Raw genomic sequence first — 25805 nt, 5'->3', positions numbered from 1 at the left:
CCGGCGACCCGCCAGCCCGCGCAGCGCGCCGCGCAGGAAGGGGTAGCCGGTGAAGATGGTGACGCCGGTGGCCACGGTGCGCGCCGAGGGGCCGAGCACCGGCGGGCGGCGCAGCACGTAGCGCCGTCCGCCGAGCAGCAGGAGCGTCAGGCCGCCGACGGCCATCCGGGCGAGGTCGGCGTTGTCGACCTCCGCCGAGCGGGGCAGCCGGGCCGGCACGGCCGAGGCGGGCGTGCCGGCGGCGCCGTCGATGGCGGCGGCCACCGCGGCGTGGTCGCAGCCGTCGGGCCGGAACCACACCACCACCGAGCCGGTGCGCGGGAAGGCGTGGACCGCGCGCACGCCCGGCACCTGCTCGACGGCGTCCTCGACGAGGGCCGCCAGTCCGGGCCGATCGCGCAGGCGCGGAACGGCGTAGCGGACGCGCCCGGCGGCCTCGCTGGCCGCCGCGACCGCGACGCCTCCGGGCAGGGTGGCGACAGCGCTCACGGGATCAGTCCGCCCTCGGTGCTCACTCGGTGCTCGCTCGGTGCTCAGTGCTCGTGGTCGTGGGCGTGCCCGGCGGCGCCGGGAGGCGGGGCCTGCTCGCCGACGCGCGCCCGGGCCTCGGCGACGAGGTCGCCGGTGACCAGGCGGACCTGCTCGGCCCGGACCTCGGCCCGGCGCTTGCCGCGCAGGCCCCAGGTGAGCGCGGTGACCGCGCCCTCGCGGGCGGCTCCGCCGCTCACGGCCTTGCGGACGCCGTCGTAGGCGACGGCGCCGACCAGGCCGGTGGTGACGGTGGCGCCGGCGCGGGCGAGGAGGGATCCGATCATGGGTGGCTCCTGGTGTGGTGGGAGTGGGGAGGCGGGCACGGGGCCCGGTGCGGATCATTCATAGGTGTCCTTCGGGGCCGGGATCCGGGTCACCGATTCGGCGCGGAGGACCGCGACGGACGTGGGTGTGGTGCCCGTTCCGGCCTCCCAGGTGCCGGTGACGCGGACCCAGGTGTTGCGCGGTGGCGCGTCGGCCCCCTCGACCTGCACGCGCACGACGCGGGCGTCGGCGGCGCAGCAGGAGATGGACAGCCGGGTGACGTACCAGTCGCCGGCGCCGTCGCCGCTGACGAAGCCGGTGAGGCGCAGCCCGTGGTCCTTCAAGGTGGCGCCGTCGTCGGTGAGGGCGCGCCAGAGCATCTCCTCGATCTCGAGGTCGACCGGGGAGCGATCGTCCAGCGGCGCGAACGCCAGGCTCGAGGGCGGGGGAACGGTGTCGGCGGCGCGGCGCTCGGCGAGGTAGGCGCCCAGGGCGGGCGGGCTGACGGTGAAGACGACCAGGCCCGGCAGGAGGAGCAGCCAGGTGCTGCGGGGGACGCGGTGCTCCCCATGCTCCCCGTGCCCGTCCTCGGGGACGTCGGCCCGCTCGTCGATCCTGAGCGCCGGCTTGAGGGCCAGCAGCAGGAGGGCGGCGCCGGTGGCGACCAGGGGCCAGCGCATCCAGGGCGTGACGAAGCGGAGGTACTCGCCGGAGATCGCCAGCCGCAGCAGCAGCGCGCCGAGGAAGGCCAGGACGAGGCCCTGGGTGCGGGTGGTCACAGGAGCCACCACCCGACGAGGCTGGCGCAGCCCACGGCGGTGACGACCACCATCGGGACGAAGCGGATCGCGAAGTCGCGGCCGAACCAGCCCGCCTCCATCGCGGCCAGCTTGAGGTCCATGGCCGGGCCGACGACGAGGAAGGCGAGCTGGGCGGTGGGGGAGAAGGCCGTGAGGCTGGCGGCGACGAACGCGTCGGACTCCGAGCACAGCGCGACGATGAAGGCGAAGACGGCGAGGGTGAGCACGCCGAGCACGGCCTGGCCGGCGACGGAGTCGACCACCGAGGTCGGCACGAAGGTGTTGACCCCGGCGGCGAGCATCGCGCCGAGCACGAGGAAGCCGGCCGCGTGGAGGAAGTCGTGTCGCACGGCGGCGACGAAGCCCGCCAGCCCGGAGCCGCCGTGGGCGTCGGCCCCGCCGGGCAGCCGCAGCGGCAGCCGCGACCCGCGCCACAGGCACCACCAGCCCACGAGCACGGCGGTGGCCAGGGAGGCGGTGAAGCGGGCCACGACCATCTCCGGCCGCCCGGGGAAGGCGACGAAGGTGGAGGCGAGCACGGCCGGGTTGATCGCGGGCGCGGCGAGCAGGAAGGTCAGCGCGACGGCGGGGGCGACGCCTCGGCGGATCAGCCCGCCCGCGACCGGCACGGCCGCGCACTCGCAGCCGGGCAGGCCGACGCCGGCGAGCCCGGCCACCGGCACGGCCGCCGCGGGGTGGCGGGGCACGATCCGGGCCAGCAGGCGCTCGGAGAGCACGGTGGAGATCAGCGCGGAGAGCAGCACGCCGCCGACGAGGAACGGCGTGGACTGGATGACGACCGCGACGAAGATCGTGCACCAGGTGCTGACGCGCTCGGAGTCCAGCAGCGGGGTGATCCACCGCTGGCCGAGCAGGACGGCCAGCACCCCGAGCGCGACGAGCTCGGGCTGGCCCACGGCGCGACGCTGGGGAGGCGCGGGGGTGTCGACGGCGGACATGGGACTCCCGAGGCGTGCGGAGGAACGGGAATCGTTCCCGATCACGGGAGAGCATAGGGCGCCGCCGGCGTCCCCGGGGCGGTCCTCCCCAGGTCGTGCGCGTCGTGTCGGGTCAGACGCCCGCGACGCGACGCTTGAGCTCGGCGCCGGGCTTGAACGCCGGGATCGTCGCGGCCGGCACCTCGAGCGGCTCTCCGGTGCGCGGGTTGCGGCCGGCGCGGGCGGGACGGTGCCGGGGCTCGAAGACGCCGAAGCCGGGCAGCGTCACCTTCTCCCCTCCGGCGACGGCGGCCGAGATCGCCTCGAGGACGGCGGTGACGGCCTGGCCGGCGTCGCCGGCGGAGAGGCCGGTGCGGAGGGCGACGTCGTCGATGAGCTGGGTGCGGTTCACTGGAGGACTCCTGGGTCGGGTGCCACCGCCGGATGCGATGTGCACATGGGAATCATTATCAGATATGGTGGCGTCATGCCGAGCCAGCGCGACCGCCGCCCCTCCTCCCGACCCCGCCGCAACCGGCTGCGCGCCGCCGGGCGCGAGACGGTGAGCTGCCGCGACGTCGACCTGCTGCGCGGCTTCATCTCCGACCGCGGCAAGATCCGCCCGCGCCGCCTCACCGGCCTGACCCCGAAGCAGCAGCGCGAGGTCACCCGCGCGGTGAAGACCGCCCGCGAGATGGCGCTCCTGCCGTACACCAGCCGCAAGCGCTGACCGCCTCGCCCCCGAGCCGCCGTCCCCGGTCCCCATCGACTCCGGGGCGGCATCGTGCCCGTCCTCCATGCGCACGGTGGCCGACGGCCTCGACGCCGCCCCGGCTCCGCGCTACCGTCGGTGGACGTGCGACCCACTCGACCCCGCGATCCCGTCGCCGAGGCCCTGCGCGCCGCGCGGATGCGGCCGCGGATCCCCCGCATCGTGTGGGTGATCCCGCTGCTCGCCCTGCTCGGTGCGCTCGTCGTGGTCGGGATCGCGCTGAGCGAGGAGCACCCCGAGCGTCGGCAGGGTCCCGTGCCGACGCCCGCCCCCAGCGTGCGTCCCTGATCCTCCCCGGCCGCCGCTGCGGCGTCAGCCATGCGAGAAGTGGATCTCGGGCAGCACCCGCCGCAGCCAGCCCGGCACCGCCCAGGCGGCACGACCGGTCAGGCGCAGCAGCACCGGCAGCAGCACCAGCCGGACGAGGAAGGCGTCCAGGAGCACGGCCGTGCCGAGCACCACGCCCATCTCCTTGGGCGGCAGCGGCCCGGAGAGGGAGAAGGTGAAGAACACCGCCACCATCACGGCGCCGGCGGCGAAGATCACCCGGCCCGAGTGCGCGACCGCGCCGACCATCGCCTCGCGGGGGTCGCCGGAGCGCTCGTAGTGCTCCTTGGCCGAGGCCAGCAGGAAGACCGTGTAGTCCATGGCGATGGCGAAGATCATCGCGAAGAAGAACACCGGCGCCCACGCGTCCAGGAAGCCCTGGTGCTCGAAGCCCAGCAGGCCGCTGCCCCAGCCGTCCTGGAAGACCAGGCGGGCGACGCCGAACGCCGCGGCCGTCGAGAGCAGGCTGACCAGGGTGCCGAGCAGCGAGATCAGCGGCGCCTGCAGCGCGAGGAGCAGGAGCAGGAAGCCGAGGCCGAGCACGACGCCGATCACCAGCGGGGCGGAGGAGTCCAGCTGGGTCTTCAGGTCGAGGTTCTCGACGGCCGCGCCGCCGACCCGGGCCGAGGGCGGGAGGTCGGAGCGCAGGCGGTCGACGGTGGCGGCCAGCCCGGGATCGGAGGGGTCGACGGTGGGCACCGCCTGGAGGAGCACCAGCGGGGCGCCGTCGACCGCGGGCATCGGCGGGGTGACGGCCGCGATGCCCGGGTCCTCGCCCAGCACCGCGGCGGTGGCGCGTGCGTCGCCCGCGGAGGTGACGATCTGCAGCGTGCCCGGGGCGCCGGCGCCGAAGCCCTGCTGGACCAGGTCGTAGCCCACGCGGGCCGAGGCGTCCTCGGGCAGCACCTTGATCGACGGCATTGCGGTGCGCAGGCCGAGGACGGGGGCGGCCAGGGCCAGGAGCGCCACCAGGGCGACGGCGCCGAACACGATCGGACGCCGCCAGAGCAGCTCGCCCCACGCCTCGAAGCGCGGCGACCGGTGCTGGCCGGCCTTCACCCACGGCAGCGCCAGGCGGTCGATGCGACGGTCGAGCCTGAGCAGCGCGAGCGGGAGCAGCGTCAGGGTGGCGGCCAGCACGAAGGTGACCGCGAGCATGATGCCGCCGGCCATCGAGCGGAAGGCGGGGCTCGGCACGAGCATCACCGCCGACAGCGACACCAGCACGGTCAGCCCGGAGAGCAGCACCGCCTTGCCTGCGGTGTCCATGGTCTCGGCCACGGCGCGCCGCACGGAGGCGCCGGCGCCCATGCGCGCCGCACGGAAGCGGACGACGAGGAAGAGCGCGTAGTCGATGCCGAGGGCGAGGGCGAACATCATGGCGAAGTTCATCGCCCAGATGGAGACGGGCACGACCTGGTTGATCAGCACGAGGGAGCCCGCGGAGGCGACGAGGCCGGCGAGCGTCAGCAGCAGCGGCAGCCCGGCGGCGACCAGGGCGCCGAAGGCGAGCACGAGGATCGCCAGGGTCACCGGCCAGGAGATCATCTCCGAGGTCAGCATCGCCTTCAGATTGGCCTCGTTGAAGTCCGACCAGAGCATGGAGGCGCCGGTCGGGTCGACCGTGACGGTGCCGGTGGAGAGGCCCTCGAGCTCGCCCTTGAGGTCGGTGGCGGCTCGGACCATCTCGTTGGTGTCGGCACCTGCCCCGGCGACGATGATCGCGGTCGAGCCGTCGCGGCTGATCGTCAGGCCGGGCTGGGGCGCGACGACCTCGGCGATGCGGTCGTCGCGGCGCAGGATCGCCTCGGCGCGGGCGAGCACGCGCGCGCCGTCGCCGCGGGTGACCTCGCCTGCGGAGTCGTGCACGACGACCTGGATGGCCGACCCGGACGTGCCGCCGAAGTGCTCGACGGCGAGCTCGCGTGCCGCGACGGACTCCGAGCCGTTCGCCTGCCAGCCGGCGCCGGAGAGCTCGGCCTCGACGCGCGGAGCGAGGACGCCGAGGCCGACGACGAGGAGGGCCCAGACGATCGCGACGGCGCGGCCGTGGTCGGCCACCCACAGGCCGAGGCGGCCGAGGAGGCCGTGGCGGGACGGGTCGAGGGGGTCGGGCGCGTCGGCGAGGTCTCGCGAGGCGTCGATGGCGGTCATGGGCTGCTCTCCTCCGGCGTGCTTGGCTGGGGGCAGGGAACACAACAACCCCCCCAGGGGTTAGGACATTAACCCCCCAGGGGGTTAACGTCCAGTTCGACGCACCCGACGAGGAGAGCCATGTCCGCCAGCACCCAGACCCTGACCGCCGAGAACTTCGAGCAGACGGTCACCGAGAACGAGATCGTGCTCGTCGACTTCTGGGCCGCCTGGTGCGGCCCGTGCCGCTTCTTCGCGCCGATCTTCGAGAAGGCCGCCGAGCAGCACGCGGACCTCGTGTTCGGCAAGGTCGACACCGAGGCCGAGCAGCAGCTGGCCGCCCTCGCCCAGATCACCTCGATCCCGACGCTGATGGCCTTCAAGAAGGGACATCTCGTCTTCGCCCAGCCCGGCGCGCTCCCGCCGGCCGCGCTCGAGCAGGTCGTCACCGCGCTGCGCGAGCTCGACGTCGACGCCGCCCTCGCCGAGCAGCAGCGCGGGGACGAGGGGTCCCCCGAGCAGGCCTGAGCCGGACGCGCCGGGCTCAGGTGGGGCCGGTGCCAAGCAGCGCCAGCGCCGCGCCGAGGGCGGCGGCCACGCCCAGCACCCGCAGCACCGGCCAGCCGCGCCCGAGCAGCAGCACGCCGGCGACGACCGCGAAGGCCACCGGCCACGGGCGCAGGGTGGTCAGGTCGGGGAGGTCCACGCTCCACCAGCCGGAGCCGTGCGTGCGAACCTCGCCCACCAGGGTGTGCGAGGCGAAGAACAGCGCCAGGTGGGCGATGACGCCGACCACCGCCGCGCTCACCCCGGCCAGCGCGGCGGCCAGGCCGCGGTGCGCCCGCAGCCGCTCGACGACCGGGGCCCCGAGGAAGACCAGCACGAAGCTCGGCACGAAGGTGACCCACGTCGTCAGGAGGGCGCCGAGCAGCGCGGCCACCCACGGGTCCAGCGAGCCCGGCTGACGGTAGGCGCCGACGAAGGCCACGAACGTCACGACCATGATCAGCGGGCCGGGGGTCGACTCCGCCAGGCCGAGACCGCGCACCATCTCGCCCGGTCCGAGCCACCCGTAGACCTCCACGGCCCGCTGGGCCACGAGGGCGAGCACGGCGTAGGCCCCGCCGAAGGTGATGAGGGCGGTGCCGGAGAAGAACAGCCCCTGCTCGGCAAGCACGCCCGAGCGTCCCGTGAGCCCGACGACCGCCGTCATCGGCACCGCCCAGGCCACCAGGCCGACCGCCAGCACGCGCGCGGCATGGCCGCGACCCGGCCGGGCCAGCTCCGCGTCGTCGTCCGCGATGAGGGGCGCGGAGCCGTCCGCGCGGCCGTCGGCGTCCGCCGGACGGTCGGCCGGAGCGGCCCCGGCGCGTCCGAGCGCCCATCCGACCGCGGCGGCCACGGCGATCACCACCGGGTAGGGCACGCGAGTGACGGTGAGCGCGGCGAACGCCGCGGCCGCGAGCGCGAGCGGCGCGACGCCGTCGAGCGTGCGGCGGCCGATGCGGACGAGCGCCTGGGCGACGACCGCCACCACGGCCGGCGCCAGCCCCGCCAGGAGGCCGCTGACGACGAGCGTGTCGCCGGAGGAGACGTAGAGCGCGGCGAGGGCGAGCATCGCGGCGAGACCGGGCAGCACGAACAGCGTCCCGGCGATCAGCCCGCCGCGGACGCCGTTGAGCAGCCAGCCGGTGTAGACGGCCAGCTGCTGCGCCTCGGGGCCGGGCAGCAGCGTGCAGAAGGAGAGGGCGTGGAGGAACCGGCGCTGGCCGATCCAGCCGCGCTCCTCCACCAGCTCGCGCTGCATCACCGCGATCTGGCCCGCCGGGCCGCCGAAGGTCTGCAGCGAGATCGCGACCCAGGCCCGCGTCGACTCGCGCAGGGGCACGACGTCGGGGCGTCGCTCACGGGGGGAGGCGGTCACGGTCGAGAGTCTCCCCGACCTCCCCGGGCTGCGGGGCGCGGTGCTGGTACGGACCAGTGGGACGCGGATGAAATGCCCGTGAACGGCCCGGATCCAGGCGTGGCGTGTCGTCGTGACGCGCCGCGCGAGTGGCGTGGATCACGATGCTCATGCGGGTAGGGGGATGGGGGATGACTACGTCGAACGGGTCACATGCCGCTATCGTTCGGATCGCGAGAACGCCGGTTACCCCTCTCGGTCGCCCGAGTACGGTGTCGCCGGCGCTTGCGCCAGCACGTTCCCCCCTCGACATCGGTGCCTCGGAACAGGCATCGTCTCCGTGGTGCGGGGCATAAGGGCGTCGTGACCCGACCGGTGTCACCGCCACGATGAGAGGAAAGCAGATGAAGAAGACGGGGATGCGGATCGCGGCGCTCGGTGGAGCCGCGGCCCTCGTGATGACGGCGGCCGGCCCGGGTTACTCGGCCACCGTGGTCTCGCAGGCCTCTGCCACCGCCCTCCAGCTCGCGATCGCCGGGTCGGGCTTCGACACCGGCACGGTCGCGGCCAAGAACCTCGGCAAGGGCGAGGAGAAGACCGGTGCGGCCAACCCGCCCATCAGCGTCCTCAAGAACCAGGCCCTCGCCGGCATCGGCGTCCTGGCTCAGGACGCCAAGGCCACCGTCAAGGACAAGGACGGCATCTCCGCCGCCTGCTCCGGCGTGGCGGGCGACGGCGCCTCGATCGCCGAGGTCGGCGACTCCGGCTGCCTCACCGGTGGCGACAACGTCGCGCTGAACTTCGTCAACCTCAACCTCGCGGACGTCGTGACGGTCAACCCGAACTCGGCCCTCGGCCAGCTCGCGGCCGTGAACCCGGTCGTCCAGCAGCTGCTCGGCGCGATCCTCTCGCCGATCACCCAGGCGCTGCAGAACTCGCCGCTCGGCACCCTCAACCTGGCGCTCGACGCCGGCGCGATCCAGTCCTTCTGCAACGCGGCCCCCGGCACGGCCACCGGCTCGGCGAACATCGCCAACGCCAAGATCACCGCCAGCGCCGCCGGCCAGACGATCAACCTGGTCACCCTGCCGGTCAACCCGGCCCCGAACACCAAGGTCGTCACCGACCTCGACCAGGTCGTCAACGCGGTCCTCGACGGTCTCTCCGCCGACCTGACCCAGTCCCTCAACGGCGTCCTCGACCCGCTGAACCTGCTCACCAACGCGATCAAGACCCAGATCGTCAACGCGGTCATCGCCCCGATCGCCGACCTGCTCGCGCCGCTGGAGGACAACGTCCTCGACATCACGCTCAACGAGCAGTCCTCCTCGGCCAAGGGCCAGATCACGGTCAGCGCGCTGCACGCCTCGGTCCTCCCGGCCGCCAAGCAGTTCATCGGCGCCCCGCTGATCGAGGGCAAGATCGCCACCGTCAACTGCGGTCCGAACGCTCGGGTCACCGGCGACAACCCCGGCCCGAACCCGAACCCCAACCCGAACCCCAACCCGGACCCCAACCCGCCGACGGTCATCGACGCGGGCTCGCAGGGCTCCTCGGCTCCGTGGGGTGCTGGTCTCACCGGTCTGATGGCGCTCACCCTCGGTGGCGCTGCGGGCATCGCGACCCAGCGTCGGCTCGCCGGTCGCAAGTGACCCGGTAGCCCGTGACCGACAGCAACACCACGCCCGACGGCTCGGCGCAGCCTCCCTCCGGGGACGGCTCCGCCGGGCCGTCGGCCGTCTCGGGACCCACGCCCGACGACCACGCCGCGGACGCCGCGTCCGTGAGCCACGACGACGACGCCTTCTACGACCTCGGCGGCAGCGACGACGTCGTCGAGCGCTCGCGCCTGCGCAAGGCGCTGCCCGCCCTCATCGGCGGCCTGGTGGCCATCGTCGTCGTCATCGCGACCCTCGCCCTCACCACCGATCTCCTCCAGGGTGGGGAGGAGAAGAAGCCGGCGGCCAAGGAGAAGGTCGTCCCGGCGCCGGTCCCCGACCGGCCGGGCCACAAGCCCATGGAGCTCCTCGTGCCCTCGATCGGCCTCGAGGCGAAGGTCGTGCCCATCGCCACCAAGGGCGGGGTGCTCACGCCGCCCGACAGCCCGATGGTCGGCTGGTGGAACTACAGCGCTCGCGCCGGCGCCACCCAGGGGCAGATGCTCATCACCGGGCACACCATCCACACCGGCGGCGGCATCATGAACAAGCTGGGCACGGTCCGCAAGGGCTCGGTCGTGCGGGTGAAGTCGACCCGTGGCACCTGGGCCTACCGCACGACGGCCGTCGAGGTGATCTCCAAGGAGGAGATCGCCAAGCGGTCGAAGTCGCTCTTCGGCCAGAAGTACGGCCAGGGCCGGCTCGTGCTGGTCACCTGCGACGACTGGGACGGCGAGGAGTACCTCTCCAACATCGTCCTGTTCGCCGATCCCATCCGGGCGAAGGCGAAGACCACCTCCACCACCTCCGCGGCCGCCCGCTGAGCGAGCGATCGAGGTGACCCGGGAGGACGTGCGCTTCCGCTCCGGCGACGACTGGTGCGCGGGATGGCTCCATCGCGCGCACCAGCCGTCGCTGGGCCTCAGCGTCGTCATGGCCCACGGCCTGGCCGGGGTCAAGGAGATGCGGCTCGACGCCTACGTCGAGCGGTTCGCCGCGGCCGGAGCCGACGTCGTCGTCTTCGACTACCGCCACTTCGGCGCCTCGGCCGGCGTCCCGCGGCAGCTGCTCGACATCGGTCGTCAGCACGAGGACTGGACCTCGGCGGTCGCCTGGACCCGCAGCCGTCCCGAGCTCGCCGCGCAGCGGCTCGTGCTCTGGGGCTCCTCGCTCTCCGGCGGCCACGTGCTCGCCCTCGCCTCCCGGCTGCGCGCCGACGCGGTGATCTCCCAGGTGCCGCACGTCAGCGGCCCGGCCTCGGTGGCCCTGAACTCCCCGGCGCAGACCGCTCGGCTCGGCGCGCACGCGCTGCGCGACGTCGGGCGCAGTCTGCTGGGGCGCTCGCCGCACTACGTGCCGGCCGCCGGTCGTCCGGGCGACGTCGCCTTCATGACCGCGCCGGAGGCCTCCGAGTACGCCGGGCTGGTGCCCGAGGGCGCCGAGGTCGACGACCGTGTCGCCGCCCGGTTCGCGCTGCGGATCGGGCGCTACTCGCCGGGTCGGGCCGTGCGGCGCATCGACGTGCCGGTGCTCGTGCAGGTGGCCGAGGACGACGCCACCACGCCGCCGGGGCCGGCGCTCGCGCTCGCGGGCCGCGGGCGCGACGTCCGCGTGCGGCGTCACCCCGGCGGTCACTTCGCGCCGTACGTGCCGCCGGCCTTCGAGGTCTACGTCGAGGAGCAGATCGCGTTCCTGCGCGAGATCGCCGCCGGCTGAGTCCTGCGCGCTCGGCGGCTCACCAGATCACGCCGCGGTCGACCACCAGGTTGGCCGCGGTGATGGAGCGGGCGGCGTCGGAGGCCAGGAAGAGCACGGCCTCGGCGACGTCGGCCGGCGGCATGAAGCCGGGGATGACGCTCTGGCTCTTGGCGATCAGGCTCCAGTCGGCGTCCTGCGGCAGGCCGGCAGCTGCGGCATGGATCATCGGCGTCTCGATGCCCCCGGGGGAGACGCAGTTGACGCGGACGCCGCGCCCGGCGAGCTCGACGGCCAGCGCCCGCATGCCCAGGAGCGCGGCGGCCTTGCTGGCGCAGTAGGCGGCGTTGTACGGCTGGCCCATCAGCGCGGAGATCGAGGCGATCGTGACGACGTTGCCGCCGCTCTCGGCGAGGGCCTCGGCGCACGCCTGCACCATCAGGATCGGTGCGACGGCGTTGACGTCGAGGTGCGCGCGCAGCGTGGCGGCGTCGAGCTCGGCGAGCGTGGCGAAGCGCTGCAGGCCGGCGACGTTGCAGAGCACGTCGAGCCCGCCGAGGCGCTCGATCGCGCTCGCCGCGACGCGGGGGAGCGCGTCGGCGTCGGCGAGGTCGAGGGGCAGCAGGTCCTCCCGCTCGGGCGGCACGACGACGTCGGTGCCGACGACCTCGGCCCCCTCGGCGCGGAACAGCTCGACGAGCGTGCCGCCGAGGCCGCCGGCGGCGCCGGTGACCAGGACGCGACGTCCGGCGAAGCGGGGGGAGGTGGTGCCGGCGGTGGGGGTCATGAGGGCTCCGGGGGGAGGTCGAGGGCGGGGACGAGCGCGCGGTGCAGGAACTCGCGCAGGCGCTCGGGGGTCTCGGTGCGCGCCGAGCGGTAGCCGAGCACCGAGAGCAGGATCCGCACGACGATCTCGGCCCGCTCGTCGAGGAGGTCCTCGTCGAGCGGGACGTCGCCCTCGCCGCCCGTGCCGCCGGTCAGGCGGCCGCGCAGGAAGCCGCGGGTCAGGCGCAGGGCGTCGGCCGAGATCGTGCCCTGCTCGGCGGTGGCGGGGCTGAGGGTCATCGCGATCACCTGGGCGATGGCGACGTCGTGCCGGGCCTCCTCGTGGAAGGCGACGACGATCTCGACGAGGGCATCGGCGGTGGACTCGATGGCGGCGGTCTCGCGGGCGATGCGGTCGGTGAGGCGCAGTGCCGCGTGCTGGATGGTGGCGGCCAGCAGCTGCTCGCGGTCGGCGAAGTGGGCGTAGATCGTCTGGCGGGCGATGCCGGAGGCCCGCGCGACCTCCGCCAGCGAGAGGCGCGTCGAGCCGGTGCGGCGCATGCAGGCCAGGGCGCCCTCGAGCAGGCGGTCGCGGGTGGAGTCGGGTGACTCCGGGACGGGTGCGCTCACGTCGCCGCACTCTAGGGGAGAACGCGCCGAAAGGCGACACTTGCCCTGACGTCTGTCATGTGGACCGTCTTGCTGGAATGCGGGAGCGCCCCCTAAGGTTCCCTGCGACAGCCCGTCCGTGAGACGGCCTGCCCGCATGCTGGTCGCGGGAGGTCGCGCAGCGGGACCCGATCCGTCGAGGAGCACGCCCGTGACCCATGCCGATTACCGGCTGAGCCAGCTCGATCAGCTGGAGGCGGAGTCGATCCACATCTTCCGCGAGGTGGCCGCGGAGTTCGAGAAGCCGGTGCTGATGTTCTCCGGCGGCAAGGACTCCATCGTCATGATGCGGCTGGCCGAGAAGGCCTTCTACCCCGCGCGCATCCCCTTCCCGGTGCTCCAGGTCGACACCGGCTACGACTTCCCCGAGGTCCTCGCCTGCCGCGACTCCTGGGTCGACCGGCTCGGCGTGCGGCTGATCGTCGCCAGCGTCGAGGAGGCCATCGCCGACGGGGTCGTCGTCGACGACGGCAAGACCTCCCGCAACCGCCTGCAGATCGGCACCCTGCTCCACGCCATCGAGGAGAACGGCTTCACCGCCGCCTTCGGTGGCGGCCGCCGCGACGAGGAGAAGGCCCGCGCCAAGGAGCGCGTCTACTCCCACCGCGACGAGTTCGGCCAGTGGGACCCCAAGAACCAGCGTCCCGAGCTGTGGAGCCTCTACAACGGCCGGCTCCACGAGGGCGAGCACATGCGGATCTTCCCGATCAGCAACTGGACCGAGCTCGACATCTGGGACTACATCCGGCGCGAGGGCATCGAGATCCCCTCGATCTACTTCTCCCACCAGCGTCGCGTCTTCGAGCGTGACGGCATGCTGCTCAGCGAGTCCGAGCACAACCCGCTGCGGTCGGGGGAGACGGTCGCCGAGCGCACCGTCCGCTTCCGCACCGTCGGCGACCTCACGCTCACCGGATGCCTGGAGTCCGGGGCGTCCACCATCGACGAGATCATCGAGGAGGTCGCCGTCGCCCGGGTCACCGAGCGCGGCGCCACGCGCGGTGACGACCGGTTCTCCGAGGCCGCCATGGAGGACCGCAAGAAGGAGGGCTACTTCTGATGGCCGAGACCACCGCCCCCGACGCTCCGGCCACCGGTCCCGAGCACCAGATGGACCTCCTGCGCTTCGCCACCGCCGGCTCCGTCGACGACGGCAAGTCCACCCTCATCGGCCGGCTGCTCTACGACAGCAAGTCGATCTTCGCCGACCAGCTCGAGGCCGTCGAGCGCACCAGCGAGGCCAAGGGCCACGACTACGTCGACCTCTCGCTGCTCACCGACGGCCTGCGCTCCGAGCGCGAGCAGGGCATCACCATCGACGTGGCCTACCGCTACTTCGCGACCCCGCGGCGCAAGTTCATCATCGCCGACACCCCGGGCCACGTGCAGTACACGCGCAACATGGTCACCGGCGCCTCCACCGCCGACCTCGGCCTGGTGCTCGTCGACGCCCGCCACGGCCTCACCGAGCAGTCGCGCCGCCACGCGGTGCTGCTCTCGCTGCTGCGCGTCCCCCACCTGGTGCTGTGCATCAACAAGATGGACCTCGTCGACTTCGACGAGGCCGTCTACGAGCGCATCCACCAGGAGTTCGCGCAGTTCGCGACCAAGCTCAACATCCCCGACCTGCAGGTCATCCCGATCTCCGCGCTCAAGGGCGACAACGTCGTCGAGCGCTCCGAGCACACGCCCTGGTACTCCGGGCCGACGCTCATGCACCACCTCGAGCACGTGCACGTGGCCTCCGACCGCGACCTCGTCGACGTCCGGTTCCCCGTGCAGTACGTCGTCCGGCCGCAGTCGGAGGAGCACCGCGACTACCGCGGCTACGCCGGCCAGGTCGCCGGCGGCGTCCTCAAGCCGGGCGACGAGGTGATCGTGCTGCCCTCGGGCATGACCTCGCGCATCGCCGGCATCGACCTCTTCGACGCCGAGGTCGCCGAGGCGTTCCCGCCCATGTCGGTGACGGTGCGCCTCGAGGACGACGTCGACGTCTCCCGCGGCGACATGATCGCTCGCGTGCGCAACGCGCCGGCGCCCAGCCAGGACATCGACGCCATGGTCTGCTGGATGACCACCACGCCGCTCAAGCCGCGGCAGAAGCTGGCCATCAAGCACACCACCCGCACCGCGCGGGCGCTGGTCAAGGACATCCAGTACCGGCTCGACGTCAACAGCCTGCACCGCGACTCCGAGGCCGGCGAGCTGGGCCTCAACGAGATCGGGCGGGTGCAGCTGCGCACCACCGCGCCGCTGCTGTGCGACCCCTACAGCCGCAACCGGACGACCGGCTCGTTCATCCTCGTCGACGAGGCCACCGGCGTCACGGTGGGCGCCGGCATGATCAACCACGCCGGCTGAGCCGGACTCCCGACCCTCGCCCCGCCCGGTCCGCGCTCAGGCGCGGGTCGGGCGGTCGAGCGTGACGACCTCCGGCGGCAGGCCCCACTCGTTGCGGCCCAGCCGCGAGACCGGCGCGATCGCGGCCATCGTCGGGTGGTCGCCGTCGAGCGCCGCCTCGTCGATCGTGATCGCGGTGACCGTGCCGAGCACGATCGTGGAGTCGCCCAGCGCGTGGTGGGAGTGCAGGCGGCACTCCAGCGACACCGGGGAGTCGGCCACCCGCATCGGACGCACGGTCTCGCTGGCCTCCATCCGCACCCCCGCCGCGCTCGCCTCGTCGACGTCGGGGGCGTAGGGCGCGGAGGTCTGGTTGGCGGCCTCCATGTGAGCGCGTCCGACGGTGCTGACGACGAACTCGCCGGTGGCCAGGACGTTGCGCAGCGTGTCCTTCTCCCCGACGGAGGTGAACTGCACGATCGCCGGGTTGGCGCACGCCACGGTGAAGAACGAGTGCGGCGCCAGGTTGCCGACGCCGTCGGCGTCGACGGTGGAGATCCATGCGATAGGCCGGGGCACCACGACCGCGGTCATCAGCGGGTAGAGGCTGCGCTCGGGGGAGGCGGGGACGACGCGTCGGGTGCTCACGCCGCCAGGCTAGGTCGCCACCGCGGCCGCGCCGACGTCGGGCGGGTGGGCGCAGGCGTCAGGATCGCGTCAGGGATCCGTCAGCGACCCTGGTGCGAGGCTGGGCGTCCGGCTGGAGTGGGAGCCGTGACCTCCCTCCACCCGTCTCTCGCCCCGCCTCTCGACCAGCCTCCGAGTCCCCGGCCGCCCCTCGCCGGCCCCCGCTCCTCCCTCGCGCACGTGCCGCCCTCCGGCGTCGCGCTGCTCGTCGCAGCGGCCGGCGTGGCCGCGGCGCTCGCCCTGCTGATGCGCTGGCTGGTCGACTGACGCCGCCGCTCGTGGGCGGGGGAGGCTCGGGTCCTCCGCCACAGGTCTCCGGGTCAGGTCTCCGGGTCAGGGCGTGAGGGTCCGCTCGATCCACGGGGTCAGACGTCGTCCGCGCTCACGCAGCTCGGCGGCGTCGACCCCGTGGTCGACTCCGTCGGTGGCGATCTGGCGCACCATGTGGATCACCGCGACGTAGACCTCGACGGGCACGTCGGCCATCTCGGGCCAGCGCTCGTCGCGCCGCTCCTTCAGCGCGGTGGCCACGGCGTCGACCACCTCGCGGCGGCGGCGTCGCACCTGCGGACCCGCGGCGTCCATCTCGACCAGGAACGCCCGCGCGGCGACGGGGTCGGAGGACACCAGGCCGAGGTAGCACTCGATGATCGCCGCGGCGCGGCCGGCCCAGCCCCGCTGGTCGTCGCGGATCTCGTGCAGGAGCCGGGCGCGCAGCCGGTCGAGGTAGCGCTGGTAGGCGGCCTCGAGGCAGGCGTCCTTGTCGGGGAAGCAGCGGTAGAAGGCCGTCGTCGAGAGACGCGCCGCGCGGGCGATCTCGCGGATGCCGATCTCGCGGTAGCCGCGGGTGGCGAGCAGCTCGGTGACCGCGATCATCGCCCGCTCCTGCTGGGCGCGCAGCACCTCGTCGCGCTCGAGCCCGTGGGGCCCATGCGGCAGCTCCGGCGGCTGCGCGAAGAAGACGCCGTCGCGGATGCGTGGCTCCTCGCTCGCCGACAGGGCCTGACTCGTGCTCATCTACACCATTGTCCCGATCCCCGTACCCGGTCCCAAGCCGGCGACGTCGGATCGATCCGTGACCTCTCCCACCCGGGGCGGCCGCGGCTCCGAACCGCTTCCGTGACCCTCCTCCACCGCGCGGGACGCCCGCGCCCCGCGGCCGCCGTCGTCCTGGCCCTCGCCGCCGTGCTCCCGCTGGCCGCCTGCGGATCCGATGGCGGATCCGAGGGGTCCGGCGGGTCCGAGTCGGGACGGCCGGCCGCCCAGCAGTCGGCGGTCGACGACGTCAGCCGGCTCGCGCCGGCCCTGGAGTCGGCGCTGCGCGGCACCGACTACCCCACCGACCTCGCGGGCGCGCAGCGCGCGCTCGAGGCCGCGGACCTCGCGCCGTCCGCGGGCAACGAGGTGGCCGGCTACCGCTACGACCCCGCGACGGTGGAGTTCACCCTCTGCGTGCAGGCCTCCGACGGCTCCTACGCCACCTACGACACCGCGCCCATGGCGGTGCGCCGCTCCGGCGGGTCCGGAGGCTGCGCGGCCGCGGGGCTCTGAGCCGGCGGCCGCGCGCCCCTCAGCGCACCAGCGGGATGACGAAGGTCCGCCGCACGCTGGCGCCGGTCGCGTCGGTGACCTCCAGGCTCACCGAGACCTGCCCAGCCGAGCGCGGCGTGCCCGACAGCGTCGCGGTCGCGCCGTCGCTGCGCAGCGTCACGCCCCGCGGCGCCGTGCCGACGAACCGGAAGGTGTAGGGCGCCGTGCCGCCGGCGGCCCGCACGGTCGCCGTGCCGGCCTGGCCCACGGTCAGCGAGGGCAGGGTCGTGGGCGTCGCGAAGGCCAGCGGCACGTGCGTCGCGGCGACCGTCAGGGCGATCGAGGTGCGGGCCCGTGAGCCGGCGCGATCGGTGACCGTGACGGTGACCCGGCGGGTGCCGGAGGTCTGCGGCGTCCCGGTGATGCGCCCGGTGGAGGAGGACATCCGCAGGCCGCGCGGCAGCGCCGAGACCTGGTAGCGATAGGGCGCCCGACCGCCGCGCACCGTCACCGGCCGCGAGCTGTACGGGGCATCGGTGCGGGCCTGGGCCGGCGTGCCCGTCGTCAGGCTCAGCGGCTTGACCCGCGGGGCGTTGGTGGTCAGGCCGATCTCGTAGTTGCCCAGCGACGCGTAGTCGCTGTAGCCGCCCGGCGAGAGCGGGTTGCCGTGGCCGACGCCGTCGACGTAGGCCACGTAGGTGGCGCCGCCCGCGGCGGCGGTGAAGGTCGCCGCGGCGCTCAGGCCGTCGGCGGTCGTGTCGCTGGTGCGGCGCGAGGACGGGTTGGCCGTGGCGACGGTGTCGCCGCCGACCGTGGCGATGCGCAGCCGCACGTCGAGGTTCGCGTACGCGGCCACCGCCACCGAGACGGTGGTGGTGCCGCTGGCGGTGAACTTGAAGGCGTCGACGTCGGAGCGGGTGGAGATGACGCCGTCGATCGGGTCGAGGGGCCACAGCACCCGGGCGCCGTCGGCGTCGTCGCCGACGTCGTCGCGGCGCAGCGGAGCGCCGCCCGCGGCGATGACGGCGAGGTCGTCCTGCTTCATGTTGGCGCCGAGGTACTCGCCCTTCGACCACTGGGTGATCGGCTGGTAGTAGCTGGCGCCCATGATCGGCGCCCACGGCGTCGCGCCCACGGAGTAGGAGCGGGTCGGCGTGCCGTCGTGGAAGAGGCCGAAGAGGTGGCCCGCCTCGTGGGCGGCGGCCTCGCCCATCGTCTTGGCGTCGGTGCCGACGCCCTGGGTGAAGACCCAGGCCGGCTGGTAGCGGTCGTGGTCGTCGCCGGAGGTGTTGAAGACGCCGACGTAGGCCAGGCCGCCGCAGCCGCAGGAGCGGTAGATCGGGTTGTTGCCGCCGGCGAAGATGACCCGCGCGCCGAAGGTGGTGTCGGAGGCCGACGTGCGCGCCATCGCGTCGGTGCCCTTCCACCGCGTCGTCACGTTGACGTCGAAGGGCGCGTAGTCCTCCGAGACGATCTGCCAGACCCGCTGGATCGTGGTGAGGTCCTCGGCGGAGTAGGAGCTCGAGCCGTCGGTGGAGAAGATCGGGACGTTGATGGCCCCGCCGCCGGCGTAGGAGGAGTTCCAGGCCGTGCCGGTGACCGACATGCCGGTGAAGTCGAGGTAGAGCGTGCGGTCCGAGCCCGGGCGCGACTCCAGCTGGAAGGTGGAGTCGAGGTCGCGGCGGGCGGTGGCGGTGCGGTGGCTCGAGGGCACCGCGGCGGCGTTGCGGCGCGCGATCCGCAGCTGCGCGCCCTTGCTCAGGCGCTTCTCGGCGTAGAGCGGGCGGGCGCAGCCGTCGAGCATCAGGCTGTGGTCCTGCGCGAGCGTCCGCAGGCGCGCCTCGCCGGCGCCCGAGCGGGTCGCGGCCTTGGCGAACAGGCGCGGCGTCGTGCGCAGCACCTCGGCGGCCGGACGCGGCGCGAGGCGGGCGTCGGGACACGACGCGGTGGCCGTCGACGGCGCCAGGGTGCTGGGCGTGGTGGAGTCGGCCCCGGCCGTGGTGGCCAGGGCCGTGGAGGCCACGAGGGCCACCAGGGTGCAGGAGGACAGCAGGATTCGACGCACGGGGGTGCCTTTCGAGGGAGCGGGGGGCGCCGGCTCCGCTCGAAGGGGGGGTGAGCGGGATCCGACGCCTGCCCGATCGGCAGGCATGCGTCGGACTGGAGGAGAACTCCCGAGGTGATCCCGGCTGGTCCGGGATCAGATCCAGCCGCGGCGGCGGAAGACGAGGTAGAGCACCAGGCTCACCAGCAGCATCATCGCCAGCGCGAACGGATAGCCGTAGTGCCAGTGCAGCTCGGGCATGGAGTCGAAGTTCATGCCGTAGACGGTGCCGATGAGCGTGGGCGCGAAGAGGATGGCCGCCCACGCGGAGATCCTCTTGACCTCCTCGTTCTGGTCGATGCTGGCCTCGGAGAGCGCCTTCATCTCCTCGTTCTGCTGCTGGGCGACGAGGGTGGCGTTCACGGTGAGCATGTCGCGCAGGAGCTGCCGGAAGCCGTCGACCTGCTCGATGACGACGGTGAGGTGGTCCTCGACGTCGCGCAGGTAGCGCTGCAGCTCCTCGTCGGTGCCGTACTTCTCGAAGCCGGCCGTCAGCGCCGCGACGACGGCGGCCAGCGGCCGGGTGGCCCGCTGGAAGTCGATGACCTCGCGGCTGAGCTCGTAGATGCGGCGCGAGACGCGCGGGTCGCCCTCGAAGACCTCGGTCTCGATCTCGTCGATGTCGTTCTCGAGGCCGGCCACGACCGGCGCGTAGCCGTCGACGACGCGGTCGAGGATCGCGTAGAGGATCGCCTCCGGGCCCAGCCGCAGCAGGTCCGGGTTGCTCTCCAGGCGCCGGCGGACCGCGGAGAGGTCGGGCGCCTCGCTGTGGCGCACGGTGATCACGAAGTCGGGTCCGACGAAGAGGTGGACCTCGCCGAACTCCACCTCCTCGACGTCGTCGAGGTAGCGGGCCGCGCGCAGCACGACGAACAGGGTGTCGTCGTAGCGCTCCAGCTTGGGCCGCTGGTGGGCGGTGATGGCGTCCTCGACCGCGAGCTCGTGGAGGTCGAACTCCGCCGCCAGGCTGGCCAGCTCGTGGTGGTCGGGCCGGTAGAGGCCGATCCAGCCCACCGAGCCGGGCGCGTCGTGCAGGGCGGCGTAGGTGCGCGCGAGGGTGTCGGGGGAGTCGATGCGGTCGCCGTCGAGGTAGACCGCGCTGTCGACGAGGCTGGCGCGGGCGGCCGGCTGGATCGGCTCGGGAGCGCTCGCCGGCGTCGCCGGCTCGGAGGCTCGTCGGACCCTCCCGGCGAGGGTGCGGATGCGGAAGGCGCGGTCGGACATGGCTCCCCCTCTCGTCCCGGTGGCGAGCCCCGTCGCGAGGACGAGGGGCCCGGGCCAGGGTAGTCCTCGGCGGTCCGCGCGCCGAGCCCGCGAGATGGACGGCGGGTGACGGCTCGGTGAGCACGGGGAGGCCCGTCCCTCCCCCGACCGGGTGGCGCATCGGCGCGGTGTGCCGCGTTCCGGTGCACGGGGGTGCACCGACCACTACGGTGCAGTGGTGTCCGACCCCCTCTTCCGGCCGGCGGGCCAGCTCGCGGCCGACTACGAGGCGGTCGACTGGGCGGCCACGCCTCTCGGCCCTCCCGCCACGTGGTCGACCACGCTGCGCACGACCGTCTCGATGATGCTGCGCATCGGCTTCCCGATCACCTTGATCTGGGGTCCTGACGAGGTGCTCCTCTACAACGAGGAGTACGTCGAGATCATCGGCGACAAGCACCCGCGCGCCCTCGGCCGCACCGTGCAGGAGATCTTCCCCGAGGTCTACGACCAGCTGGTGCCGCTGATCCGCGAGGTCACCGACCACGAGCGGGCCGTGCTGCTGCACGACGAGCCCGTGCCGCTGGTGCGCCGCGGCTTCCTCGAGGAGTGCCACTTCACCTTCGCCTACTCCCCGGTGACCAATCCCCAGGGCAGGGTCGAGGGGATCATGGACGTCGTCGTCGAGACCACGGCGGCCGTGCTCACCCAGCGGCGCCTCACGCTGCTCGGCCGCCTCGGCGACGCCCTCGCCGACGCTCGCGAGCCGCAGGAGGTCGTCGTCGAGGCGCTCACCCTGCTGCGCGGCTGCCCGGAGGACATCGCCGGCGTCGACGTGCGGCCGGCCGCCGATCCGAGCCTCGTCGACCCCCGCCTGCCGATGGCGCCCTCGACGCCGCTGGGCCAGCGCGAGCTCCTCGTCGACGAGCGCGTCGACGGCTCGGTGGTGTGGCTGGCGCTCACCCCCGGCGCCGAGCTCGAGGTCGACGCCGTCCACGACGAGGCCGTCGACCGTCCCGACCTCGTCATCGCACCCGGTCCGATGCTCGTGCTCGACGAGGAGCACGAGGGCTTCCTGCGCCTGGTCGCCGCCACCATCGGCAGCGCGCTGGACCGCGTCGAGGCGATCTCCCGCGAGCGGCGCACCGCCGAGGCCGAGCGCGCGATCTCCGCGACCCTCCAGCGCAGCCTCCTCACCACCCCCGTGCGCGCCGTGCCCGGCCTCGACCTCGCCGTGCGCTACCAGCCGGCCGAGGACCTCGCCCAGGTCGGCGGCGACTGGCACGACTCCTTCCGTCTCGCCGACGGCGACCTCGTCGTCGCGGTGGGCGACGTCGCCGGTCACGACTCCCGTGCCGCCGCCGGCATGGCGCAGCTGCGCAACATGCTGCGCGGCATCGCCTGCACCACCGACGGACCCCCGTCGCTGGTGCTCGAGCGGCTCGACCGCACCCTCGCGACGCTCGAGGTGCCCGCCGTCGCCACCGCCGTGCTCGCCCGCGTCGCCGACCTCGACGGCGGCCGCTGCCTGACCTGGGCCAACGCCGGGCACCCTCCGCCGATCCTCGTCGAGCCCGACGGCCGGGCCCGCTGCCTCGACGGCCGGCCCGAGCCGCTGCTGGGCGCCGCCCCAGGGCTGCGCCGCTCCTCCCAGGACCTCACGCTCGCGCCCGGCGGCGTCGTCGTGCTCTACACCGACGGGCTCGTGGAGCGCCGCGAGCACGTCATCGACGACGGCGTCGACTGGCTGGTCGGCTGGCTGGAGATGCGGGCGCGGCTCGACGGCCTCGCCGATCTCGAGCTCGTCCTCGACGACCTCCTCGCCGAGGTCGCGGGCCACAGCGACGACGACATCGCGCTGGTCGCCGTGCGGGTGCGCGACCTCTAGAGGCCGTCCGCTCGCGCGGCGCCTCCGCCCTCCTGCCGGTGCTCGTCCCCGTGCCCGTGCCCGTGCTCGTGCCCGTCGGCGGGGCGCGCGGCGAGCACGCGCAGCGCTTGACGCCACCGCTCGACGATCGCCGGCGTGCCGGGGCGCTCCTCGAGGATGCCGGCCAGCCGCGAGCCGGTGAGCAGGTCGATGCTGAACTGCACCAGCGTCGGCACGCGCGGATCGTCGACCCCCACCAGCGCGGTGACGCTGCGGTGCACCGTGCCGAAGAGCCGCTCCTGCACCGGCACCAGCGCCGCCCGCAGGTCGGCGTCGGTGCGGGCGGCCACCCACAGCTCGAGGGCTGCGGTGAAGGCCGGGCTGCGCAGGTCGCTCCAGACGCGGTCGACGAGCGCGTCCCAGTCGTCCGCCGTCTCCTCGCCGTCCGCGCCGGCGGGCGGCTCGGTGAGCACCGCCAGTCGCCGCTGCGCGATGTCCTCCACGACGCCCACCATCAGCGCGCTGCGCGTCGGGAAGTGGTGCAGCAGGGTGCCGCGCGCCACCCCCGCCCGCTGCTGGACCGCGCCCACCGTCGTCCCGGCGTACCCGACCTCGAGCAGGCAGGCGAACGCCGCGTCGACCAGACGCGCCCGCGTCTGGGTCGACCGCTCCTGCTGGGTGCGGTGGGGTGCTGACACGTCGCTCACCGTAGCGGGCCGGGTCGCTGGGGCGGGTGGTCCCCAATTACCCGGCTGACCGGGTAATTGGGGACCGCGCGGCGTGTCCGGCAGGTCTGGGAACGGCGGAACCTGCCGGACACGTCACACGGGAGGAACCGGACCGGGGTCCGGATCGCTCGACGTCGACGACCACCCCCTGGGACGCCGTCCGACGCGGGTTGCGCCACCCCGGCACTCGGCCGCACCATGGTCAAAACAGTCCGATCGGACTGTCTGGCTCGAGAGGTCCCCATGTCGTCCCACGCCACCCCCCGCCGCCCCTCCGCCGCCGCTCGGGCGGCCCGGGCCGTCCGCACGGCCCAGACGCTCGCGCCGGTGCTCGCCCGCACCGCGCGCGACGCCGTCGGGGACGCCGTCGGCGGTCTCCTCGGACGCGACGACGCCGCGCCGGGCGCCGACGTCGACGTGCCGGCGCCGCAGGGGCCCGAGGAGTACGCCCGTCAGGTCAGCGCGCAGCGGCTCGTGCGCGCGGCACCCGACGCGGTGGCCGCCACCGTCACCGACCTCGAGCAGACCCACGCCTGGCTGCGGATGCACGTCGGCTGGCGCGGCGAGCGCCCCGAGCGCCTCGAGGCCGACGCCGAGTTCACCCAGCAGATCCGCCTCATGGACATCCCCGCCCAGGCGCGCTGGCGGGTGGAGTCGGCCGGGCCCGCCGGCTTCGCCCTGCGCGGCACCGGTCCGATGGGCATCACGGTCGGCCTGTGGTGCACCATCGCCGCGGCCGACGGCGGATCGGCCGTCCGCCTCGACGGCGCCCTCGACGGTCCGCCGGTGAAGGGGCCGGTCGGCCTCACCGCCGTCCGCAGCGTCGAGGTCGCCCTCGCCGACTCGCTGGCCGCGCTCGCCGAGCTGCTCGAGGACGGCGCCGCCGGACGGCTGCGGGTCGCCGACGAGCCGGTGCTCCACGAGCGCACCGGACGCCTGCTCGACCCGCGCACGCCGGTGGTCGTCGGCGTCGGCCAGGTGGCGCACCGCGAGATCGACCTCGACGCGCCCGTCGAGCCGGTCGAGCTCTCGGCGCGTGCCCTGCGCGCCGCGGCGCAGGACGCCGGCGCGCGCGTCGACCTGCTCGCCGGCGCCGACCTCGTCTACGCCGTCCCTGCCGCGTCGTGGACCTACGCCGACCAGGCGGGCGCGCTCGCCGGGCTCGTCGGGGCCGCCGACGCCGGCACCGTGCAGACCTCGCCCTACGGCGGCGACGGCGCCCAGCTGGCCATCAACGACGCCGCCCAGCAGGTCGTCGACGGCGCGGCGCACGTCGTGCTCGTCTCCGGCGCCGAGGCGGGCGCCACCGTCGCGGCCCTGCAGCGCGAGGGCCGCACCCCGCCGTGGCCGCGTCAGCCCGACGACGCCGCACCCGACCGCGTCATCGGCGTCGACCGTCCGGCCAACAACGAGGCCGAGACCGCCGTCGGCCTGGGAGCCCCGATCTTCGTCTACGCGCTGCTGGAGTCGGCGCTGCGCGGTGCCGAGGGCACCAGTGCCGAGGAGCACGGCGCGGCCGTCGCGCGGCTGTGGTCGCAGCTCTCCGAGGCGGCCGCCGCCAACCCGCACGCGTGGGACCGCGCCGCTCGCACCGCCGAGGAGATCGGCACCCCCGGCGCCGACAACCGACGTGTGAGCGACCCGTACACGAAGCTGATGTGCGCGAACTTCAACGTCGACCTCGCCGCCGGCGTCATCGTCACCTCGGTGGCCGCGGCGCAGGCGGCCGGCGTGCCCCAGGAGCGCTGGGTGTTCCTGCACGCGGGCGCCTCGGCCACCGACGAGTGGTTCGTCTCCGAGCGCGCCGACCTCGCCGCCTCGCCTGCCATCGCGGCCCTCGGCGAGGCCGCGCTCGGCCACGCGGGGCTCACCGTCGACGACCTCGGTCCGGTCGACCTCTACTCCTGCTTCCCCGCCGCCGTGCAGCTCGGGGCGAAGGCGCTCGGGCTGCCGTGGGGCGACCCCGCGCGTCCCCTCAGCGTCACCGGCGGCCTGACCTTCGCCGGCGGTCCCGGCAACGACTACGGCACCCACGCCGTCGCGACGATGGTGCCGCTCCTGCGCGAGCGCCCCGACGAGATCGGGCTCTCGACGTCGCTGGGCTGGTACGCCACCAAGCACGCCCTCGGCGTCTACTCCGCGACCCCGCCCGAGCGCGCCTTCGCCCACCTCAAGCCCGCCGTGCAGCGCCCGGCCGCGCGTCCGGTGCTCACCGAGCTCGAGGGCAGCGGCGTCGTCGAGGCGCTCACGATCCCCTACCGCCGCGACGGCGAGGCCGAGGGCGTCGTGCTCAGCGTGCTGCGCCCCGACGGCGTCCGGGTGCTGCTGCGCTCCGAGCACCCCGACGACCTCGCGCTCGCGCTCGGCACCGACCTGCTGCGCGCGACCGTGCGCGTGGACGACGGGCGCCTCGTCGTCGAGGACGACGCTCGCGCCGAGCTCCCCGCGCCGCCGCCGGCGCCGGTGCGCACCGAGCGTCACGGCCCGCACGGCGAGGTCCTCGTCATCACCCTCGATCGGCCGAGCGTCCGCAACGCCGTCGACCGGCGCACCGCCCTCGCGCTCGAGCGGGCCGTCGACGACGCCGAGGCCGACGCCTCGGTGCGCGCGATCGTGCTCACCGGCGCGGGTGGCACGTTCTGCGCGGGGATGGACCTCGCCGGCGCCCACCGCGGCGAGGTGCCCGTCACGGATCGTCGCGGCCCGCTCGGTCTGACCGCCGAGCCGCCGACCAAGCCGACGATCGCCGCCGTCGAGGGCGCCGCGCTGGCCGGCGGGTTCGAGCTGGCGCTGTGCGCCGATCTCGTGGTCGCCGCCGACGACGCGATCTTCGGGCTCCCCGAGGCCAAGCGCGGCCTGCTCGCGGCGGCCGGCGGACTCTGGCGCACCGC

General features: G+C 74.2%; 25 protein-coding genes and 1 pseudogene. 12 read left to right on the top strand and 14 right to left on the bottom strand.

The window, feature by feature from the left end; genetic code table 11:
- From ACZDWJ_RS15065 to ACZDWJ_RS15045, 5 genes and pseudogenes are all read right to left on the bottom strand, one after another.
- Positions 1 to 489: pseudogene (locus ACZDWJ_RS15065) on the bottom strand (hypothetical protein); the annotation flags it as partial.
- 44 nt (positions 490 to 533) lie between these two features.
- Positions 534 to 815 (bottom strand): DUF1490 family protein, encoded by a 282-nt coding sequence (locus ACZDWJ_RS15060; RefSeq protein ID WP_463522088.1) that lies wholly within the window; start codon positions 813 to 815, stop codon positions 534 to 536.
- Between the two features lie 54 nt (positions 816 to 869).
- Complete coding sequence (locus ACZDWJ_RS15055) at positions 870 to 1586, bottom strand: TIGR03943 family putative permease subunit (protein WP_463522086.1); 717 nt, start codon at positions 1584 to 1586, stop codon at positions 870 to 872.
- On the bottom strand, positions 1571 to 2554 hold the full coding sequence (locus tag ACZDWJ_RS15050) for a permease (protein ID WP_463522084.1): 984 nt from the start codon (positions 2552 to 2554) through the stop codon (positions 1571 to 1573). Before ACZDWJ_RS15050 ends, ACZDWJ_RS15055 begins: the two co-directional genes overlap by 16 nt.
- Positions 2555 to 2666: 112 nt before the next feature.
- Positions 2667 to 2945 carry an HU family DNA-binding protein gene (locus ACZDWJ_RS15045; protein ID WP_463522082.1) on the bottom strand — a complete coding sequence of 93 codons (279 nt, stop codon included), beginning with the start codon at positions 2943 to 2945 and terminating at the stop codon, positions 2667 to 2669.
- A gap of 75 nt (positions 2946 to 3020) precedes the next feature.
- Here ACZDWJ_RS15045 and rpsR point away from each other — a divergent pair, with 75 nt between their 5' ends.
- Together rpsR and ACZDWJ_RS15035 are read left to right on the top strand one after the other, a co-directional pair.
- The gene (gene rpsR / locus ACZDWJ_RS15040) at positions 3021 to 3263 is read left to right on the top strand and encodes a 30S ribosomal protein S18 (RefSeq protein ID WP_463522080.1); all 243 of its coding nucleotides are present in this window, start codon (positions 3021 to 3023) and stop codon (positions 3261 to 3263) included.
- A gap of 126 nt (positions 3264 to 3389) precedes the next feature.
- Entirely contained in the window at positions 3390 to 3593 is a 204-nt protein-coding gene (locus tag ACZDWJ_RS15035) for a hypothetical protein (protein WP_463522078.1), read from the top strand.
- Between the two features lie 24 nt (positions 3594 to 3617).
- On the opposite strand, the gene ACZDWJ_RS15030 is transcribed toward ACZDWJ_RS15035, so the two are convergent.
- The gene (locus tag ACZDWJ_RS15030; RefSeq protein ID WP_463522076.1) at positions 3618 to 5786 is read right to left on the bottom strand and encodes an MMPL family transporter; all 2169 of its coding nucleotides are present in this window, start codon (positions 5784 to 5786) and stop codon (positions 3618 to 3620) included.
- A 120-nt stretch (positions 5787 to 5906) separates the two neighbouring features.
- Between ACZDWJ_RS15030 and trxA the strand changes: the two genes are divergently transcribed.
- Positions 5907 to 6293 (top strand): thioredoxin, encoded by a 387-nt coding sequence (gene trxA / locus ACZDWJ_RS15025; protein WP_463522074.1) that lies wholly within the window; start codon positions 5907 to 5909, stop codon positions 6291 to 6293.
- Between the two features lie 16 nt (positions 6294 to 6309).
- On the opposite strand, the gene chrA is transcribed toward trxA, so the two are convergent.
- On the bottom strand, positions 6310 to 7689 hold the full coding sequence (chrA, locus tag ACZDWJ_RS15020) for a chromate efflux transporter (RefSeq protein WP_463522072.1): 1380 nt from the start codon (positions 7687 to 7689) through the stop codon (positions 6310 to 6312).
- A gap of 383 nt (positions 7690 to 8072) precedes the next feature.
- Here chrA and ACZDWJ_RS15015 point away from each other — a divergent pair, with 383 nt between their 5' ends.
- The 3 genes from ACZDWJ_RS15015 to ACZDWJ_RS15005 are packed head-to-tail and all read left to right on the top strand — an operon-like array spanning position 8073 to position 11042.
- The gene (locus tag ACZDWJ_RS15015; protein ID WP_463522070.1) at positions 8073 to 9320 is read left to right on the top strand and encodes a hypothetical protein; all 1248 of its coding nucleotides are present in this window, start codon (positions 8073 to 8075) and stop codon (positions 9318 to 9320) included.
- 11 nt (positions 9321 to 9331) lie between these two features.
- Complete coding sequence (locus tag ACZDWJ_RS15010; RefSeq protein ID WP_463522068.1) at positions 9332 to 10150, top strand: class F sortase; 819 nt, start codon at positions 9332 to 9334, stop codon at positions 10148 to 10150.
- A 13-nt stretch (positions 10151 to 10163) separates the two neighbouring features.
- Entirely contained in the window at positions 10164 to 11042 is an 879-nt protein-coding gene (locus ACZDWJ_RS15005) for an alpha/beta hydrolase (RefSeq protein WP_463522066.1), read from the top strand.
- A gap of 19 nt (positions 11043 to 11061) precedes the next feature.
- On the opposite strand, the gene ACZDWJ_RS15000 is transcribed toward ACZDWJ_RS15005, so the two are convergent.
- Both ACZDWJ_RS15000 and ACZDWJ_RS14995 read right to left on the bottom strand, forming a co-directional pair.
- Positions 11062 to 11808 carry an SDR family NAD(P)-dependent oxidoreductase gene (locus tag ACZDWJ_RS15000; RefSeq protein ID WP_463522064.1) on the bottom strand — a complete coding sequence of 249 codons (747 nt, stop codon included), beginning with the start codon at positions 11806 to 11808 and terminating at the stop codon, positions 11062 to 11064.
- Positions 11805 to 12416 carry a TetR/AcrR family transcriptional regulator gene (locus ACZDWJ_RS14995; RefSeq protein ID WP_463522062.1) on the bottom strand — a complete coding sequence of 204 codons (612 nt, stop codon included), beginning with the start codon at positions 12414 to 12416 and terminating at the stop codon, positions 11805 to 11807. Before ACZDWJ_RS14995 ends, ACZDWJ_RS15000 begins: the two co-directional genes overlap by 4 nt.
- A 136-nt stretch (positions 12417 to 12552) precedes the next feature.
- Between ACZDWJ_RS14995 and cysD the strand changes: the two genes are divergently transcribed.
- Together cysD and ACZDWJ_RS14985 are read left to right on the top strand one after the other, a co-directional pair.
- Positions 12553 to 13515: a sulfate adenylyltransferase subunit CysD gene (cysD, locus tag ACZDWJ_RS14990; protein ID WP_463522060.1), complete on the top strand. Its 963-nt coding sequence runs from the start codon at positions 12553 to 12555 to the stop codon at positions 13513 to 13515.
- On the top strand, positions 13515 to 14816 hold the full coding sequence (locus ACZDWJ_RS14985; protein ID WP_463522058.1) for a sulfate adenylyltransferase subunit 1: 1302 nt from the start codon (positions 13515 to 13517) through the stop codon (positions 14814 to 14816). Before cysD ends, ACZDWJ_RS14985 begins: the two co-directional genes overlap by 1 nt.
- 36 nt (positions 14817 to 14852) lie before the next feature.
- On the opposite strand, the gene ACZDWJ_RS14980 is transcribed toward ACZDWJ_RS14985, so the two are convergent.
- Complete coding sequence (locus ACZDWJ_RS14980) at positions 14853 to 15443, bottom strand: flavin reductase family protein (protein ID WP_463522056.1); 591 nt, start codon at positions 15441 to 15443, stop codon at positions 14853 to 14855.
- 126 nt (positions 15444 to 15569) lie between these two features.
- Between ACZDWJ_RS14980 and ACZDWJ_RS14975 the strand changes: the two genes are divergently transcribed.
- Entirely contained in the window at positions 15570 to 15749 is a 180-nt protein-coding gene (locus ACZDWJ_RS14975; RefSeq protein ID WP_463522054.1) for a hypothetical protein, read from the top strand.
- A 66-nt stretch (positions 15750 to 15815) separates the two neighbouring features.
- Here ACZDWJ_RS14975 and ACZDWJ_RS14970 read toward each other — a convergent pair whose 3' ends face one another.
- The gene (locus ACZDWJ_RS14970) at positions 15816 to 16499 is read right to left on the bottom strand and encodes a TetR/AcrR family transcriptional regulator (RefSeq protein WP_463522052.1); all 684 of its coding nucleotides are present in this window, start codon (positions 16497 to 16499) and stop codon (positions 15816 to 15818) included.
- Between the two features lie 102 nt (positions 16500 to 16601).
- Between ACZDWJ_RS14970 and ACZDWJ_RS14965 the strand changes: the two genes are divergently transcribed.
- On the top strand, positions 16602 to 17033 hold the full coding sequence (locus tag ACZDWJ_RS14965) for a hypothetical protein (protein ID WP_463522050.1): 432 nt from the start codon (positions 16602 to 16604) through the stop codon (positions 17031 to 17033).
- A 19-nt stretch (positions 17034 to 17052) separates the two neighbouring features.
- Here ACZDWJ_RS14965 and ACZDWJ_RS14960 read toward each other — a convergent pair whose 3' ends face one another.
- Positions 17053 to 19077 (bottom strand): putative Ig domain-containing protein, encoded by a 2025-nt coding sequence (locus tag ACZDWJ_RS14960; protein WP_463522048.1) that lies wholly within the window; start codon positions 19075 to 19077, stop codon positions 17053 to 17055.
- A 135-nt stretch (positions 19078 to 19212) separates the two neighbouring features.
- Positions 19213 to 20340 (bottom strand): magnesium/cobalt transporter CorA, encoded by a 1128-nt coding sequence (gene corA / locus ACZDWJ_RS14955; protein WP_463522046.1) that lies wholly within the window; start codon positions 20338 to 20340, stop codon positions 19213 to 19215.
- A 217-nt stretch (positions 20341 to 20557) separates the two neighbouring features.
- Between corA and ACZDWJ_RS14950 the strand changes: the two genes are divergently transcribed.
- The gene (locus ACZDWJ_RS14950; protein ID WP_463522044.1) at positions 20558 to 22207 is read left to right on the top strand and encodes a SpoIIE family protein phosphatase; all 1650 of its coding nucleotides are present in this window, start codon (positions 20558 to 20560) and stop codon (positions 22205 to 22207) included.
- Here ACZDWJ_RS14950 and ACZDWJ_RS14945 read toward each other — a convergent pair.
- Entirely contained in the window at positions 22204 to 22884 is a 681-nt protein-coding gene (locus ACZDWJ_RS14945) for a TetR/AcrR family transcriptional regulator (RefSeq protein ID WP_463522042.1), read from the bottom strand. The genes ACZDWJ_RS14950 and ACZDWJ_RS14945 overlap by 4 nt on opposite strands.
- A 273-nt stretch (positions 22885 to 23157) precedes the next feature.
- Here ACZDWJ_RS14945 and ACZDWJ_RS14940 point away from each other — a divergent pair.
- On the top strand, positions 23158 to 25805 hold a 2648-nt coding region (locus ACZDWJ_RS14940), incomplete at its 3' end, for a type II toxin-antitoxin system Rv0910 family toxin (protein ID WP_463522040.1).

It is taken from the genome of Nocardioides sp. B129/18, assembly GCF_055282735.1.
Note: the sequence above shows the minus strand (reverse complement) of the source record. Positions and strands in the feature narration are given on the sequence as shown.